This window comes from Stenotrophomonas sp. ASS1, assembly GCF_004346925.1.
In the GTDB taxonomy this organism is placed as follows: Bacteria; Pseudomonadota; Gammaproteobacteria; order Xanthomonadales; family Xanthomonadaceae; genus Stenotrophomonas; species Stenotrophomonas maltophilia_A.
Genome location: NZ_CP031167.1, coordinates 1,270,576 through 1,286,131 on the forward strand (window position 1 = coordinate 1,270,576; position 15,556 = coordinate 1,286,131).

Annotated in this window: 18 protein-coding genes; 3 read left to right on the top strand and 15 right to left on the bottom strand. The window is 67.3% G+C overall.

The features are described 5' to 3' along the window. Positions 1-62 precede the first annotated feature (62 nt). Positions 63-683: a LysE/ArgO family amino acid transporter gene (locus tag MG068_RS05900; RefSeq protein WP_049399621.1), complete on the top strand. Its 621-nt coding sequence runs from the start codon at positions 63-65 to the stop codon at positions 681-683. 175 nt (positions 684-858) lie between these two features. Further along, the gene (locus tag MG068_RS05905) at positions 859-1,527 is read left to right on the top strand and encodes a hypothetical protein (RefSeq protein ID WP_032127534.1); all 669 of its coding nucleotides are present in this window, start codon (positions 859-861) and stop codon (positions 1,525-1,527) included. Here the strand turns inward: MG068_RS05905 and map are convergent. The 15 genes from map to MG068_RS05980 form a co-directional block, all read right to left on the bottom strand. Then, complete coding sequence (gene map / locus MG068_RS05910) at positions 1,524-2,306, bottom strand: type I methionyl aminopeptidase (protein WP_206138708.1); 783 nt, start codon at positions 2,304-2,306, stop codon at positions 1,524-1,526. The genes MG068_RS05905 and map overlap by 4 nt on opposite strands. 10 nt (positions 2,307-2,316) lie before the next feature. Beyond that, positions 2,317-2,529 carry a ParD-like family protein gene (locus MG068_RS05915; protein WP_005412680.1) on the bottom strand — a complete coding sequence of 71 codons (213 nt, stop codon included), beginning with the start codon at positions 2,527-2,529 and terminating at the stop codon, positions 2,317-2,319. 68 nt (positions 2,530-2,597) lie between these two features. Next, positions 2,598-2,957, bottom strand: coding sequence for a bleomycin resistance protein (locus MG068_RS05920; protein WP_071228487.1), 360 nt, complete (start codon positions 2,955-2,957; stop codon positions 2,598-2,600). A gap of 210 nt (positions 2,958-3,167) precedes the next feature. Continuing rightward, on the bottom strand, positions 3,168-4,052 hold the full coding sequence (locus MG068_RS05925; protein WP_132809624.1) for an arginase family protein: 885 nt from the start codon (positions 4,050-4,052) through the stop codon (positions 3,168-3,170). Positions 4,053-4,054: 2 nt separating this feature from the next. After that, complete coding sequence (locus tag MG068_RS05930) at positions 4,055-5,119, bottom strand: GNAT family N-acetyltransferase (protein WP_049399616.1); 1,065 nt, start codon at positions 5,117-5,119, stop codon at positions 4,055-4,057. 29 nt (positions 5,120-5,148) lie between these two features. Then, the gene (locus MG068_RS05935) at positions 5,149-6,549 is read right to left on the bottom strand and encodes an aspartate aminotransferase family protein (protein ID WP_032127529.1); all 1,401 of its coding nucleotides are present in this window, start codon (positions 6,547-6,549) and stop codon (positions 5,149-5,151) included. A gap of 62 nt (positions 6,550-6,611) precedes the next feature. Further along, positions 6,612-7,328, bottom strand: coding sequence for an MtnX-like HAD-IB family phosphatase (locus MG068_RS05940; RefSeq protein WP_032127528.1), 717 nt, complete (start codon positions 7,326-7,328; stop codon positions 6,612-6,614). 174 nt (positions 7,329-7,502) lie between these two features. After that, complete coding sequence (locus MG068_RS05945; protein ID WP_132809626.1) at positions 7,503-8,705, bottom strand: DegT/DnrJ/EryC1/StrS family aminotransferase; 1,203 nt, start codon at positions 8,703-8,705, stop codon at positions 7,503-7,505. A gap of 10 nt (positions 8,706-8,715) precedes the next feature. Continuing rightward, positions 8,716-9,114, bottom strand: a complete 399-nt coding sequence (locus MG068_RS05950; protein ID WP_132809628.1) for a DMT family transporter — start codon at positions 9,112-9,114, stop codon at positions 8,716-8,718. Continuing rightward, positions 9,111-9,470, bottom strand: a complete 360-nt coding sequence (locus MG068_RS05955; RefSeq protein WP_012479558.1) for an EamA family transporter — start codon at positions 9,468-9,470, stop codon at positions 9,111-9,113. The genes MG068_RS05950 and MG068_RS05955 overlap by 4 nt, the downstream gene beginning before the upstream one ends. Position 9,471: 1 nt before the next feature. After that, positions 9,472-10,308, bottom strand: coding sequence for an alpha/beta hydrolase (locus MG068_RS05960; RefSeq protein ID WP_010483180.1), 837 nt, complete (start codon positions 10,306-10,308; stop codon positions 9,472-9,474). Between the two features lie 79 nt (positions 10,309-10,387). Next, positions 10,388-11,767, bottom strand: coding sequence for a sensor histidine kinase (locus MG068_RS05965; protein ID WP_005412674.1), 1,380 nt, complete (start codon positions 11,765-11,767; stop codon positions 10,388-10,390). Then, positions 11,764-12,447, bottom strand: coding sequence for a response regulator (locus MG068_RS05970; protein ID WP_049424529.1), 684 nt, complete (start codon positions 12,445-12,447; stop codon positions 11,764-11,766). Before MG068_RS05970 ends, MG068_RS05965 begins: the two co-directional genes overlap by 4 nt. Positions 12,448-12,581: 134 nt before the next feature. Beyond that, positions 12,582-13,709, bottom strand: coding sequence for a metallophosphoesterase (locus MG068_RS05975; protein WP_049399612.1), 1,128 nt, complete (start codon positions 13,707-13,709; stop codon positions 12,582-12,584). A gap of 73 nt (positions 13,710-13,782) precedes the next feature. Further along, complete coding sequence (locus MG068_RS05980) at positions 13,783-14,232, bottom strand: winged helix-turn-helix transcriptional regulator (protein WP_132809630.1); 450 nt, start codon at positions 14,230-14,232, stop codon at positions 13,783-13,785. Positions 14,233-14,309: 77 nt separating this feature from the next. On the opposite strand from MG068_RS05980, the gene MG068_RS05985 reads away from it, so the two are divergent. Then, positions 14,310-15,527: an MFS transporter gene (locus tag MG068_RS05985; RefSeq protein ID WP_132809631.1), complete on the top strand. Its 1,218-nt coding sequence runs from the start codon at positions 14,310-14,312 to the stop codon at positions 15,525-15,527. The last annotated feature ends 29 nt before the right edge of the window (positions 15,528-15,556 follow it).

Sequence of the window (15,556 nt, forward strand, 5' to 3'; positions counted from 1 at the left end):
GATTGTCTAAACAGGGTCAGCGGCCGCACCCTGCGCGTCCCCTCGCTGCCTGGCCTGTCCTGATGTGGATCGCCGCTACCGCCGCCGGCCTGTTCGCAGGTGCCGGCCTGATCATCGCCATCGGCGCGCAGAACGCCTTCGTGCTGCGCCAGGGCCTGCAGCAGCGCCATGTGGGCAGGGTGGTGCTGGCCTGTGCCGGCGCGGACATCGTGCTGATCCTGGCCGGCGTCGGTGGCATGGGCGCGCTGGTGCTGCAGTGGCCGCTGCTGCTGCAGGTGCTGCGCTTCGGTGGTGCGGGTTTCCTGCTCTGGTATGGCCTGCAGGCGGGGCTGCGCGCATGGCGCGGTGGCAGTGCGCTGGCCGCCGCCGAGGCGCAGGGCGGCAGCGGACGGCAGGTACTGCTGACCTGCCTGGCCTTCACCCTGCTCAACCCGCACGTCTATCTGGATACCGTGGTGCTGCTGGGCAGCCTGTCCACGCGCTACCCGGGCGATCTGCGCTGGGCCTTCGCCGCCGGTGCCTGCGCCGCCAGCGTGGCCTGGTTCTGCACGCTGGGCTATGGCGCGCGCCTGTTGCAGCCGGTGTTCCGCAGGCCGGGCGCCTGGCGTGTGCTGGATGCAGGCGTGGCGATCTTCATGTTCTGCCTGGCGACGTTGTTGCTGCTGCGTCCTTTATCGCCATGAGTGCGTGACGTACGCCGGTGTTGCGTATGTGTTCCACCGGTACGGTTCACGTGGCCGGATACAGCGCGGATAATGCGCGCCTGGTCGCGACCCCGCCGCGCATGCCGTCGTTCGGCAGCCCCCCGGTCGCCTGTGTTCTCGTTGTACGACCGCCACGGCGCGGCATCGGTGTTGCATGAAAGACAATCTACAGCTGCTCCTGTCCCACCTGGGGCGCACCTTCCTGTTCGGCCTGATGATGGCGCTTCCGCCTGCGTTGGCCTGGCTCGACATCCATTGGCTGGGCAATGCAGTCGGCGAGTGGTCGCTGGTCGAACTGACCCAGGAAGGCTTCCTGGTCGCCAGCGTGGCTGCCTTCGTCCGGCTTGCATTGCGACGTGCCGATGATCGGGCCTTTGCCGTTCTGGCGGCCGCGCTGTTCGCCTGCATGCTCCTGCGTGAAATGGATGAGGCGCTGGACCTGATCGCACACGGCTTCTGGAAGTACCCGGTGGCCGTGCTGATCATCGGTTCACTGGCCTGGGCCAGCCGCGACTGGCGCCGGGCCATGCCGGCGCTGGTGCGTTTTCTCGTATCTCGGCCGGGTACCGTGATGACGATCGGCCTGGTTCTGCTGCTGTTCTATTCGCGTCTGATCGGCATGACGTCGTTGTGGACCGGACTGCTGGGTGACCAGTACATCCGCGTGTTCAAGAACACCATCGAGGAGACCACCGAACTCCTTGGTTACACCTTCATTCTCGCAGCCAGCGTCGGCTATGTGGCACAGCGGGTACGCGAACCGCTGACGGCACGGAAGCGCGCCGTGCACGAGGGTGCCGGGATGCAGCAACGGCCACTCTAGGCGGCATCCACCGCGCACAGCGGCGTCTCGCCGGGGCGCAGGGTCAGCACGCGCACGCCATTGCGAGTGACCGCCACCGTATGCTCGAACTGCGCCGACAGCTTGCCGTCGCGGGTGTACACCGGCCATTCGTCCGGCTGCTGGCGGATGGCCGGCTTGCCCTGGTTGAGCATCGGTTCGATGGTGAACACCATGCCTTCTTCCAGCACCATGCCGGTGTTGGGATGGCCGTAGTGCAGGATCTGCGGTTCCTCGTGCATCTCCTGGCCGATGCCGTGGCCGCAGTATTCCTTCACCACGCTGTAGCCGTGGCTGCGCGCGTGGCGGGCGATGGCGTGGCCGATGTCGCCCAGGCGCGCGCCAGGACGCACGGCGGCAATGCCTTTCCACATCGCCTGGTAGGTGGTCTGCACCAGCCTGCGCGCGGTGTAGTCGACCTCACCGACCCGGTAGGTGGTGCTGGAGTCGGCGATGTAGCCGTTCTTCTCCAGGGTGATGTCGAGGTTGACGATCTGGCCGTTGCGCAGCACGTCGGTGGTGCTGGGTACGCCGTGGCAGACAACGTTGTCGATCGAGGTGTTGAGCACGTACGGGAAGCCGTACTGGCCCTTGCTGGCCGGCCTCGCCTGCAGTTCATCGACGATCATGCGTTCGACGAAATCGTTGATCTCCATCGTGCTGCGGCCCTGCAACGGCAGCTGGTCGAGCGCGGCGAACACCTGCGCCAGCAGGCGACCCGATTCGGCCATCAGCGCGATCTCGTCGGGGCGCTTGATGATGCCCATTGGCTCAGACCTGGCCCGGCGGCAGCAACGGGGGCTGCACGCCGGCCGCGCGCAGCTCGCTGGCGACGATGTCCTGGAAGCTCAGCGTGGGGTTCAGCTCGCACAGCATGCCGACCCGGATCCAGAAGTTGGCCTGGGCGTTGATCGAGCGGCTGGAGACGGTACAGGCACGGCGCAGCTGGTCGTGCAGGGTGTCATCGATGTTGACGATGCCCATGGGCGGTCCTGAAGGAGGGGGTATACGAAGCGTATATGTTTCGTATATCCGGCTCAAGGCCGCCCGGTTCAGCTCGCGTCGGTGGCGAAGCGCAGGCGGTTGCCGTCGGGGTCACGCAGCAGCATCTCGCGGCTGCCCCATTCGGTGTCATGCGGCGGCTGTTCGATGGGGACGCCTGCGGCGCTGAAGGCGCGGTGCAGGGCGTCGACGTCCTCGACGATGAAGTACACCGCGCCGCCGACCTCGCAGTCGCCGCTGTGTTCGGTGAGGAAGATCGTCTGGCCGTCGCGGGTGAGCTGGGCGAACAGCGGGAAGCCGGGTTCGAAGCGGTGTTCCCAGTCAACCACGAAGCCCAGTCCCTGCACGTAGAACGGCAGGGTGGTGTCGGCGTGGCGCATGCGCAGCTGGGGGATGACGGTCTGGGGCATGGCGAGGGCTCCTGGGGCAGGCGTCCAGTGTAGTGCCGGCCGCTGGCCGGCATCCCCGTGAGCCCGGGAACAATGAGGTTGCCGGCCAGCGGCCGGCACGACCGCCGCTGCCTGGGTCTGGTAGTTGCCAACCTTGGTTGGCATTGCCGGCCAGCGGCCGGCACTACCGACGAAGCCACGCTGGCCAGCAGCCGGCACTAACGGAAGCGGTCAGCAGGCCGTCGGCACTGCGGCCATCGCCGCCAGCAGCTCGCGGTTCACCTGCTGGTGCCGCGCCTGCCACACAGGTAGATCCTTGGCGCTGACGTCAGGCTGGCCATCCAGCGACGACAACCAGCGCTTGAAGCGACTCTGGTAGTTGGCCAGCGACACTTCCCCGGTGATGTCACTGCCGACCAGGCCGCCGGCACGCAGCGCCTCGATCACCACCAGTGCGTCTTCCAGCTGGAATCGGCCCTGGTCCCAGTTGCTGCGCGCGACGTCCTCGGCAAACACGTCCTTGTCGATCGACAGGTAGGTCGGCTGCGGCGACTTGGCCTGTTCGGCAGCGAACGCTGCCACCAGCGCTTCGGGGTGCTCGAAGCGGCGGAACACGTGGCCCATGCCGAGGCGATGGCCCCAGCTGACATCCACGTCCATGCACCAGTACGTCAAGCGACTGCCCAGCAGCGGGCGCCAGTGGTTCTCCCAGGCATGGCCGAGGCCGATGTCGCTGGAGGTAATGCCGAGCACATGGATGTGCGAGATCTGCGGCAGCTTGCTGGCGGCATTCACCCATGAGCCGCAATGCATGCCGAACGGAAAACGCATGTTGTCCGGATGGTTGTCCAGCACTACCAATTGGAACGGCCCCTGTGTGCGCATGCGGCGCAGCAGCGGCAGGCTGAGATGATGGAAGTCGCCACTGCCCAGCATCACGGTGCCGAGCTGCGCGGGCAGCGGCGCCATCACTTCGGCGGCGAAACGGTCCAGGGTGGCAGTGCTGCAGGCGAAGCGCAGCGGGTCGTGCCACTGCGGCAAGGCCAGGGTCTGCGCCTGGGGCAGCGGCAGCACGCCACCGTCCAGGTCGAGGATCAACGGAGAACGCAACGGCATGTTCAACCGCCTCCATCAGGTTCGCCCTGCAGGTACGGGGCCAGCCGGCGCAGGGCGGCGCGCAGCAGCGGGGAACGGGCGTGGATCGCATGCCGGGTGGAGGTGAAGCTGGCACCCAGTTCGGCCTTGATCCGCGAATCGGTCCAGCCGGCCACGTAGTGGCTCAGGCTGTGCTGCAGCGCGTATTCGAGGTTGTGCATCCAGCTCACCGCGTACAGGTTGTGCTCGCGGGACTGCGGATAGGCCAGGCCGATGTACTTGTCCACCAGCTTGCCCGCATGCACGTAACACAGGTTCCAGCCGATCAGCTGGCCCTGGTGGCGGTACAGGAACATCCGTCCCTGGCCCTGGCTGTCGGCCAGAAGATGCTGGAAGTAGGGCAGGTCGAGCTGGTCGAAATGCACCGCGCTCTGCGCGTACACGCCCAGGTACAAGGCATACAGTTCGGCCTGGAGCTGCGGGTCGGCCAGGGCCGGATCGCCGGTGGCGATGCAGTCGATCTGCAGGTCGTCGCGCGAGCGCAGCTTGCGCCGGATGTTCTTGCGGCGCGAAGACGACAGGCGGCCGAGATAGCCATCGATCGAATCGAAATCGATCGCCACCCAGGCCAGCGGCATGCCTTCCAGTTCGACGAAGCCGCGTGCCAGCAATGCCTGCAGGAAGGCACCGCTGTGTGCGTTGGCCGCGTCGTCCAGCAGCGGCGAATCGATCGCCAGGTCCTTGACCACCAGCAGGCGGGTATCGCCGATCGCGTGACGCGTCACGTCCTCGGCCAATGCTTCTGGTGCGACGTGCGCGGGCAGCGGGGTGTACTCGGTGCTGGTGGCACCGACGAAGCGGGTTTTCCAGGTGATCCATGGCCGCCACAGGCGCGACAGCGGCAGGCCAAGCAGCTTGCCGCGCAGGTCGTCGTCCATCGTGGTGGTCAGGTCCAGCGGCGCACGGAAGGTCGGCAGGCCGCTCGGAAGGCGGCCCGCCTCGAATCCGAGCGGCGGGTGGGCCAGGAAGCCCTCCAGCAGCGCGGCCGGTTCCAGCGCGGTGCTGGATGCGCGTGACGTCATTTCCATCGGCACGGGAACCGGCAGCGCATCGGACCTCAGCCCTTGGCCTTGGTCAGCGCCTGGTCAAGCAGGGTGATCGCCAGGTCGATCTCTTCGTAGCTGATGTCCAGCGACGGCGCGAAGGTGATCACGTTCTTGTACCAGCCACCCACGTCGAGCACGAGGCCCATGCGCTTGCCGTCGTGCAGCAGGTCGCCGGCCAGGCCGATGTCGACCATGCGGTCCAGCAGTTCCTTGTTCGGCGTGTAGCCGTCGGTCTGGCAGATTTCCGCGCGCAGGGCCAGGCCCAGGCCGTCGACGTCGCCGATTTCCGGGTGGCGCTTCTGCAGGCCACGCAGGCCATCGAGGAAGTACGCGCCCTTTTCCGGCACGGTGCGCTCGTAATCCATTTCCTTGCCCAGCTTCAGCACTTCCAGGCCCAGGCGGGTGCCCAGCGGGTTGGAGTTGAAGGTGGAGTGGGTGGAGCCCGGCGGGAACACGGTCGGGTTGATCAGCTCTTCGCGCGCCCACAGGCCCGACAGCGGGTTCAGGCCGTTGGTCAGCGCCTTGCCGAACACCAGCACGTCCGGGGTCACGCCGAAGTGCTCGATCGCCCACAGCTTGCCGGTGCGCCAGAAGCCCATCTGGATTTCATCGACGACCATCAGGATGCCGTACTTGTCCAGCACGCGCTTGAGGCCGGTGAAGAAGTTGCGCGGCGGGATGACGTAGCCGCCGGTGCCCTGGATCGGTTCGACATAGAATGCGGCGTACTCCGCCTGACCGACCTTGGGATCCCACACGCCGTTGTATTCGCTTTCGAACAGGCGCTCGAACTGCCACACGCAGTGGTCGGAATACTCTTCCGGGGTCATGCCCTTCGGGCGACGGAACGGGTACGGGAACGGGATGAACATCGCGCGCTCGCCGAAGTGGCCGTAGCGGCGGCGGTAGCGGTAGCTGGAGGTGATCGACGACGCACCCAGGGTACGGCCGTGGTAACCACCCTCGAAGGCGAACATCAGGCTCTTGCCGCCACGCGCGTTGCGCACGATCTTCAGCGAGTCTTCAATGGCCTGCGCGCCGCCGACGTTGAAATGCACGCGGCCGTCGAGGCCGAACTTCTCGTGCATGTCCACGGCAATGGTCTTGGCCAGCTGCACGCGGGTCGGGTGCAGGTACTGGCTGGCGACCTGCGGCAGGGTGTCGATCTGGTCCTTCAGCGCATCGTTCAGACGCTTGTTGCTGTAGCCGAAGTTGCAGGCCGAGTACCACATCTGCAGGTCGAGGTAGGGCACGCCCGCACCGTCGAACATGTAGCTGCCTTCGCCGCGCTGGAAGATCTTCGGCGGGTCGACGTAGTGGACGGTATCGCCGAAGGAGCTGTAACGGGCTTCGTCGGCCAGCAGCTGCGCGTCGGAGGCAGCGGCGTCGGCGTTCTTGTCAAAAATGTTCATGCAGTTCGGTTCCGTGAAGGACGTTCGAAAGAGGTAGCGGGGGCGTGCTTGGAAGGGAGTGCTCAGGCGGTGGCCAGCAGCAGGGGCAGTACGGCGGGCTGCGGGCTGGCGTCGATACGACGTGGCTGCAGCAGGCTGCCATCGAGCAAGCGCGGCAGCAGTGCGATTGCATCGTGGAAGGTATCGATGGCGGCATGCTCGATGCCGGCATGGGTGCAATGGGTGATCAGGCGACGCTTGGCGAACACGAAGTCGGCATCTTCGGAGACGCAGAAATCCGAACTGCCATCGCCGATCATCAGCACACGCGGTGCTTCGTTGGCGCGCGCCTGCGCAGCGCAGGTGCACTTGCAGGTGCCGCTGCGGCAGCCTTCGGCCTGGTAGGGCGATTCCAGTTCCCAGTGGTCATCGCACCAGCGCAGGTGGTTGGCCACCACCGGCAGTCGCGACAGGCCGTGGTTGGCGAGGATGCGGTGGATCGCATGGTCCAGGCCGTCGCTGACGATGCGCAGCGGCACGCCCAGCTGTTCGGCACGGCTGACAAAGGCGGCAAAGCCCGGATCGATCTGCACCTGGTCCAGGTGGGCGTCGAGCGTGGCCGGGTCCAGCTTCAGCAGCCTGACCTGGCCCTGCATGCATTCGCGCGAGCCGATCTTTCCCGCTTTCCACTGGTCTTCCAGTTCCTGCCAGCCCGGCTGGCCGTATTTCTCCAGCAGCGAGTCGATGACATCTTCGAGGCTGATGGTGCCGTCGAAGTCACACAGGATGCTCCAGTGCATGGGCAGGTCCGTCGATGAAAGGAACGTCCGGCGCGATGCCGGGGCAGGCTCAATGTAGACAGGCAGCCTTTCTCGTTCCTTTCCTGTTGAAAGCCTGCATTGCAGGGCGCGGAAAGCGTTCAGGAAGGTGCATGGATGAATGCGTGAGGCGCACTCCATCCGTGCGTCCTGGCGTCACGCGCGGGCCAGTGCCCGCAGTATTTCGGCGGTCTCTTCACGGGTCTGCCAGGCGCTGTTGCCGAGGGTCAGCATGCGTGCGGCGAAGTCGCGTGCGTTGGGCATGTCGTCCTGCGGCACGATGCCGCGCAGGTAGGCATAGCCGGGCAGGGCATGGATGAACATGCGGCTGGCGCCAAGCCCGCGTGGCCACAAGTCCTTCAGTACCGCATCGCGGGCGCGTTGGCTGGGCAGCAGCAGCATCAACAGTGGCCAGGTGCCACCGCTACCGGCCAGCCCATCGACCACCTCAACGGCGGGCAGCTGTGCCAGCTGCACCCGCAGCTGCAACGCACGCAGCCGACCGGCCTGAAGGAATGCCGGCAAGCGCCGCGCGGCATGCGCGCCGATGTTCTGCCGCCACTGGCTGACCCGGTGCTGCGGGATATCCAGCGGGAAAATGTCACCGACCGCATCTTCCAGATCGCCACGCTGAAGCGCATTGCGCAGTGGATTGCCATACACCAGTGACAGCAGCGAAGGGCGATAGCAGGCAGCAAGGCCCAGCAACTGCACGCTGCGCAGCAGCTCCCAGCGCAGGCTGGAGCGAACGTGCTGGACGGCATGTTCGGCCAGCGCAGCACGCAGTTCGTCATCGCGGCTGACCAGCAGGCCGCCTTCATGCAGGCTCAGGCCCTTGCCGGCGGCCAGGCTGAAGAATCCGATATCGCCGCGCAGGCCGACACTGCTGTTGCCGACCCGTGCGCCGAGTGCCTGCGCGGCATCTTCGATCACCCAGGCGCCGGCGTTGCGGGCGACTTCGCAGGCCAGCTCGACGTCGGCAATGCGCCCGCCCAGGTGGGTGGGCAGGATCGCCAGCGTGCGCGCATCGGCCAGCCGCTTGAGCTGGCCGGGGTCGAAGTCGAAATGACCGCGCCGGGTATCGCACAACTGCACGCGCAGGCCCAGGCTGTGCACCGCGATCGGCACCAGCGGGCAGGTATAGGCCGGCATGATCACGGTGTCGCGCTTTGGCGCACGCTTGCGCAGCGTGCGCAGGGCGATCAGCAGCGCGTGCGTGCCGGAACAGGTCAGCTGCAGCGGCGGTGTGCCGAGCTGGCTGGCCAGGATGTCACGCAGGTCGCCGCCACCGGGAAGGAAATCGCTGGCCTGCATCGGCAGGCCGGCGGTTGGTGGCAGTTCGCGCGCGAACAGGCTCATTGCAGCGTGCTCACGTCGTGGTTTCGGCAGGGCTGTGTGGGTCGTCCGCCTCGGCGCGGCCGAGGCAGACGATGCCGGCCACGATCAGTACCGCACCGAGCAGATGGTGCAGGGTCAGCGGCTCGTTCAACAGCCACGCCGACAGCAGCAGCACGCTGATCACTTCCAGATGCGAGACAGCAAAGGCGGGACCGATCGGCGCATGGCGCAGCAGGCTCATCCAGGTGAAGAATGCACCCACGTAGCCGAGGATGGCGCCGTAAACCCACGGCTGCGACAGCACGCGCAGCAGCCAGGCGGTGTTGGCCTCGACCGGCAACGCGGCGTCACCGGCGTACTTGAAGCAGAGCTGGGCCAGCGTGTCGAACGCCATCAGCAGCGGGAAGCCGATCACATACAGGCGCCTCATGAGCCGGCCCCCACTACGGCTACGCCGGCGGTGACCAGCAGCATGCCGGTCACCCGCAGCGGCGTGAGTTTCTCGCGGAACAGGAAACGGCCGGCGATCATCAGCGCGACGATGTTGATCGAGCCCAGCAGCACGCCCTTGGACAGCGGCACCAGCGACAGGAACGCGATCCAGGCGACGAACTCAAGCACGTAGCAGGCGATGCCGATCCACAGCCAGGGACGGCTGAGCATGTGTTTCCAGCGCTGCAGTCCTTCGCCCTCCTGCGGGTCGCTGGCGGCGGCCTTGAAGGCGAGCTGGCCACCGGTATCGAGCACGACATTGGCCAGCCACAGCAGCGTGGCAAGTGCCCCCATGTCAGGCCACCGCCTTGAGCACGCCAGTGCGTTCACCGATTTCGGTGAAGAAGCGCGCGCTGCGGCGGATCACATCGCGGCGTTCGCGGTCGATGGTGATCATGTGGTAACTGTCTTCCAGCACCACCAGTTCCTTCGGGCCGCTGACCCGCGACATCACCAGCTCGGCGTTGCCCATGCTGGCCACGTCGTCCTCGCGGGCGTGCATCACCAGGCACGGCGCGGTGACCTGGTGCAGGTGGCGGCGGGTCCAGTTGCTCAGCGCGCGCATTTCGGCCAGGGCGTGCCAGGGGTTGCCCGGCAGGCCGGCGGCGGCGCTGTCGCCGGACAGCATGGCGGCACTGACCTGTGCACGCAGGCGCTCGTCACGCAGGCCGTACGGCGGTTCTTCCATGAACATGCGGTCGCGGCCGATGTTGAAGCGCTTGAACCACGGCAGCAGGAACGAGAAGCGGGCCACGGCGGGGATGTTCCAGCCGTCATAGCGGAAGGTGGCGCCGTACACGCCGACCCCGGACACCCACTCGGGGCGACGTGCAGCCAGTGCCAGCGACAGCACCGCGCCCATCGACAGGCCGCCGACGAACAGCTGGTCGACCTTGCCGCGCAGGGTTGCCGCCGCATCTTCCACGCCCTGGTACCACTGTTCCCAGGTGGTCGCCAGCAGGTCATCCACGCTGCCGCAATGGCCGGGCAGCTGCACGCCGTGCACGGTGAAACCGGCGTTGTTCAGCCCTTTGCCCAGCATGCGCATTTCCGCCGGGGTGCCGGTCAGGCCATGGACCAGCAGCACGCCCTGTGGGCCACCGGGGAGGAAGAAGTCGTGCGATTCGGTCACCTGGCGGCTCCGGGACGGCAGTGGGGATGGCAGGATCGCAAGCGCGATTTTCGCCAGCCTTTCAGCGCCCCGGGCCGGGTCAGGGCGCCTTCAGCAGCGGCAGCGTGATGGCGACCTTCAGTCCGCCACCTGGGCGGTTCAGGAAGCTCAGGCGGCCGCCGAAGTGCTCCACCGCCTCGTGCGCGATGGCCAGGCCGAGGCCGGTGCCGCTGGCAGCGGTGCCCGGCGCCCGGAAGAAGCGCTCGCCCAGCCGTGGCATCACGTCGTCGGGCACGCCAGGGCCATTGTCTTCCACATACAGTTCGACATCATTGTCGTCCAGCGCGTGCACGCCCACCGTGACGGTTGCATTGCGGCCGGCATAACGCAGGGCGTTGTCGATCAGGTTGTCCAGCGCTTCCTGCAGCATGGCGCCGTTGCCCAGTACACGCAGCGGATGGGGACTGCCGCGGTAGCCCAGATCGATGCCATCGCGGATCGCCTCCGGTACGCGCATGCCGACCCACTGCGGTACCAGCTCGCACAGGTCCAGTGCCTCCACGGTATCGGGCACGGTCTGCGCCCGGCTCAGTGCCAGCAGCTGGGTGCTGACCCGGGCGGTGCGCTGGTTGAGCCGGCGGATGTGCTGCAGCGCCTCGCGCACTGTATCGGGGTCGCCATGTGCCAGCGCCTGGTCCACGTGCAGGGCCATGCCCGCCAGCGGCGAACGCAGCTGGTGCGCGGCATCGGCGATGAAACGGTTCTGCAGGGTGATCATTTCCGCCTGGCGGGCAAACAGATCATCGATGGTGCTGATCAGTGGCTGGATCTCCTCGGGCACGTCGGCATCGGAGATCGGCGCCAGTTCGCCGCGGCGCTGGGCCAGGCGGGTCCTCAGCGGGGTCAGGATGCGCAGGCCATAGGTCACGCCGAACCAGACCAGCGCTGCGGTACCCAGCGCCAGCATGGTCATCAGCGGGATGATGATCATCAGGATCTCGCGCGCACGCTGCCGGCGGTCAGCCATGCTCTCGGCCACGGTCACCGCCAGCTGGTCCTGCGGATCGTTCATCGCCTGCGTGCAGACGGTGGCCATGCGCACCTGCTGGCCATTGAGGTTGCCGTCGTACAGCGCCGGATGCACACCGGTGCAGTCCTGCGAAGGGGCGTACGGGCTGAAGTCTGCATTGCCGCTGAGCGTACCCATGCGGCTGCTGTCGACGTTGAAGTAGCGATGGCCGTCGGGGTCGTACTCGATCAGGAAGCGCGCCTGCGGAGACAGGTCGCTGGTCACCGGCATGGTGCTCAGCATCTGCGCGAACGAATGCGTGTCGTCGATCAGGTTGCGGTCGTGGATGCGGTTGGAATAGTCCAGCGCAACGTAGTAGGCCAGGATCGTGTTGAAGGTGAGCAGGCCCAGCATCGGCAACGCCAGAAAGGCGAGCAGGCGCCGGCGCAGGCTGGGCGGGCCACTGATCACGGCGTGCTTTCGTCCTGCGCGTCTTCCAGCATGTAGCCCAGCCCGCGCACGGTGCGGATGCCCATGCCGCCGGGCTGCAGCTTGCGGCGCAGGCGGTGCAGGGCGATGTCCAGGCCGTTGTCGGTGAGGTCCTGGCCCCAGTCGCACAGCGCCTCCACCAGTTGCGCGCGCGACACGATGCGCTCGGCGCGTACCGCCAGTGCCGACAGCAGGCCGAACTCGCGCGCGGTCAGTTCCAGCGACTGGTCGTCGATCCACACGCGGTGCCCGGCCAGGTCCAGGCGCAGGCGGCCGATGCGCAGGTCTGGGTTGCCATTGCTGGTGACCCGCCGCAGCTGCGCACGCACGCGTGCTTCGAACTCGTCCAGCGCGAACGGCTTGACCAGGTAGTCATCGGCGCCCAGGTCGAGCACGCGCACGCGCTCGGCCAGGCCGTCGCGGGCGGTCACCACCAGCACCGCCAGGCCATCGCCGCGCTGACGCAGGCGCTGCAGCACGTCGCGGCCATCCAGCTGCGGCAGGCCCAGGTCCAGCACCAGCAATGCGTACTGGGTCGAGCCCAGTGCCGCGTCGGCGTGCGCGCCGTTGTCGACGTGGTCAACCACGTGCCCCTGCCGGCGCAGCGAGGCGCACAGGCCGGAGGCGATATCCGGGTCGTCTTCAGCAATCAGAACGCGCATGCGCGGGGGCTCCTGTAACGGTCAGGCCCACCGGATGGACGGGGTGGGCCTCTCTCGGCTGCCGAGGGTAGCCGCAAACCGGGTGAAGGTGGAGCGCGCCGCCGCCGCCCGGTGCCGTCGCGCTGTCCCTTCATTCAGTCCTGCAGGCCCGGCTCACCCGGGGCCAACGGCACCCGCGAGCCATCCAGCAGGCCACGGCTGAGCCTGCCATTTTCGATGAACAGCAGTTCGCCGTTCTCGCCGTTCTTGATGCTGCTGTCGATGGCGATCACGCGGTCGCCATGGAAGCTGCTGACGTGTGGCATCGAGGTGTGGCCGACCACGATGCGTTTGAGCTGCAGGCGGTCGAGTACGGTCTGCACCCCCGCGGTGTCGAGGCGGCCATCGAAGTAGCCGCGGTACCAGATCGGGCTGGTCTTGCCGTCATACAGCGGTGCGGTGGCCGGGTCGGCCTTTACTTCGGCCTTTGGCAGGCCCAGTGACGCCTGGTAGGCCGCATTGGTGCGCGCCGGGTCCAGCGCCAGCTGCACTGCCTCGGGCGAAATGCCGCCGTGCAGGAACAGGGTGTCGCCGATCTTCAGCAGCACCGGGCGGGTGCGCAGCCACTGCCCGATCACCGAATCGGCACCGTACAGCTGCGGGTAGCTGCGGCCGAGCAGCTGCGCGCTGCGCAGGTACTTCGGGTTGACGTAGCGCAGGTCGTCGTACAGCACCATGGTTTCGTGGTTGCCGAGCACGAAGTGCACCGCGCCGCCGGCGGCGGCCGCCTGCTGCTGCAGGCCATACAGCAGCCAGAAGGCCTCGGTCACCTGCGGGCCGCGGTCGAACACATCGCCGGCGATGACCAGCGTGTCCTTGCCCAGCGCCCAGCGATCCTGGGCATCGATGACCTGGTGGGCGCGCAGCAGGCGCACCAGCAACCCGTACTGGCCATGGATGTCGGACAGCGCAATGATGCGCGGCACGGCCGGCAGCACGGAAACCGAAGGCGCATTCGGGGCAGCCACGTGCACCGTGTGCTCGTAGCCGCAGCGCGGGGCGATGTCGGTACCTGCGGCCTGCGTGGCAAGCGTGTGCGACTCGACCTTGTCGTCGCAGATCCACTTGGCCTGCAGCTGGTCGCCCTGGCGGAACACATAGGGGCCATCGGCCTGCACGTGGTCGGCGGGCGCGGCAACCTCGCGGGCCTGCGTGGTTGCTGTGGCGCAGGCCAGCAGCGGCAACAGCAGGGCGGTCAGCAGGGAAGGGCGATCACGCGACATCGGCGGCATCCAGTGGCGGAAAGACCCGATGCTAACCGGCGCGGGTGTTCGGCGGTGTGCGCGAATGGGCGGATCAGGTGTCGCGCCCGTCGTCCCTGAGCTTGCGCACGCGGGTGGCGGTGGGCTGAAGTGGCTGGCCGTCGCGCCCGCGCGGCTGCATGTAGGGCAGCGGCCGCCGCGTCGCCGATTCGATCAGCTGTGAATGGGCTTCACCGGCCTCGAAGCGATGGCGTTCCGCCCACTGGCGCAGCGCGACCAGCAGCGGGAACAGTTCCCGGCCGGCGTGGGTGAGCACGTATTCCTGGTAGGCCGATCCATCGGAGGCCGGCTGCAGCTGCAGCACGCCGGCCTCTACCAGCCGGCGCAGGCGGTCGCTGAGGATGTTGCGGGCCGCGCCGAGGCTGCGCTGGAAATCACCGAAACGGGTGACGCCATCGAAGGCATCACGGATGACCAGCAGCGCCCAACGGTCACCGAGCAGATCGGCGCTGCGGGCGACGGGGCAGGGGCTGTCGGCGTGCATGGTGGACCTCTCTGATGTGGTTGCAGTTTAAAACCAATGGCAGTAGCCTGCATCAAGTTGCAAATTGCAACCACATCATGAGTGCCATATCGCTTCCCCGCCCGCTGCTGGTCCTGCTCGCGGTTGCCGCAGGTGCCAGCGTTGCCAACGTCTATTACGCGCAGCCGCTGCTGGATCAGCTTGCACGCGCCTTTGCGCTGGACCGGGCCGTGGCCGGCGCGGTGCTGGCTGCTACCCAGGCCGGTAGCGTGCTGGCGTTGTTTGGCCTGCTGCCGCTGGCGGACCGTGGTGACCGGCGACGCCTGCTGCGGCTGCAGTTGATCGCATTGGTGCTGGCGCTGCTGTGGCTGGCAGCGTCACGCACGGCGGGCTGGCTGTTGTCGGGCATGCTGCTGGCCGGCTTGCTGGGCACGGCGCTGACCCAGGGCCTGATCGCCTATACCGCCATGCTGGCACCGCCCGAGCAGCGCGGTCGCGTGGTCGGTGTGGTGCAGGGCGGCGTGTTCATCGGCCTGCTGCTGGCGCGCGTGGTGTCCGGTACGGTGGCGGCGGCCTTTGGCTGGCAGATGGTCTACCTGTTGTCAGCGATGGTGATGGCGGGGTTGGCGGCGCTGCTGTGGCGGCGCCTGCCCGCAGTACCGGTGCCGTCGGTTCCCCCACGCTGGCGCGAGCTGCTGGGCTCGATGCTGGGCATGCTGCGCCGCGATCGAACGCTGCGCGAGCGTGGGCCGCTGGCACTGCTGCTGTTTGCCGGCCTCAATGTGTTCTGGGCGGCGGCACCCTTGCCGCTCTCGGCGCCACCGCTGCATTGGTCGACCGCCGCCATCGGTGCACTGGGTCTGGCCGGGGTGATCGGTGCGCTGCTGGCGGCGCGGGTAGGGCACTGGATGGACCGTGGTTTCGCGCATCCGGTCAGCGTCGGTGCGTTGTTGTTGATGCTGGTTGCGTGGTGGCCCTTGCTGGGCCTGCCGCAGTCGCTGTCGTTGCTGCTGTTGGGCGTGATTGTGCTCGACCTGGGTGGGCAGGCACTGCACGTATCAAACCAGGCATTGCTGCTGCGCGCGCCGGCTGAACAACATGGACGCCTGGTGGCTTTGTACATGCTGTTCTATGCGGTGGGCAGTGGTGCCGGAGCAGCGGCCGGGCCGTGGATGCAGGCGCGCCATGGCTGGCCTGCCGTGTGTCTTCTGGGTGCAGGCATCGCGTTGCTGGCGCTGCTGTGGTGGGCAGCGTGGCGGGTGGTGGCGGTGAAAGCAGCGGCCGGCGGCCGTATCGGTAGTGCCGGCTGTCAGTAGAGTCGACTGTCAGTCGACTGCTCTTCGCC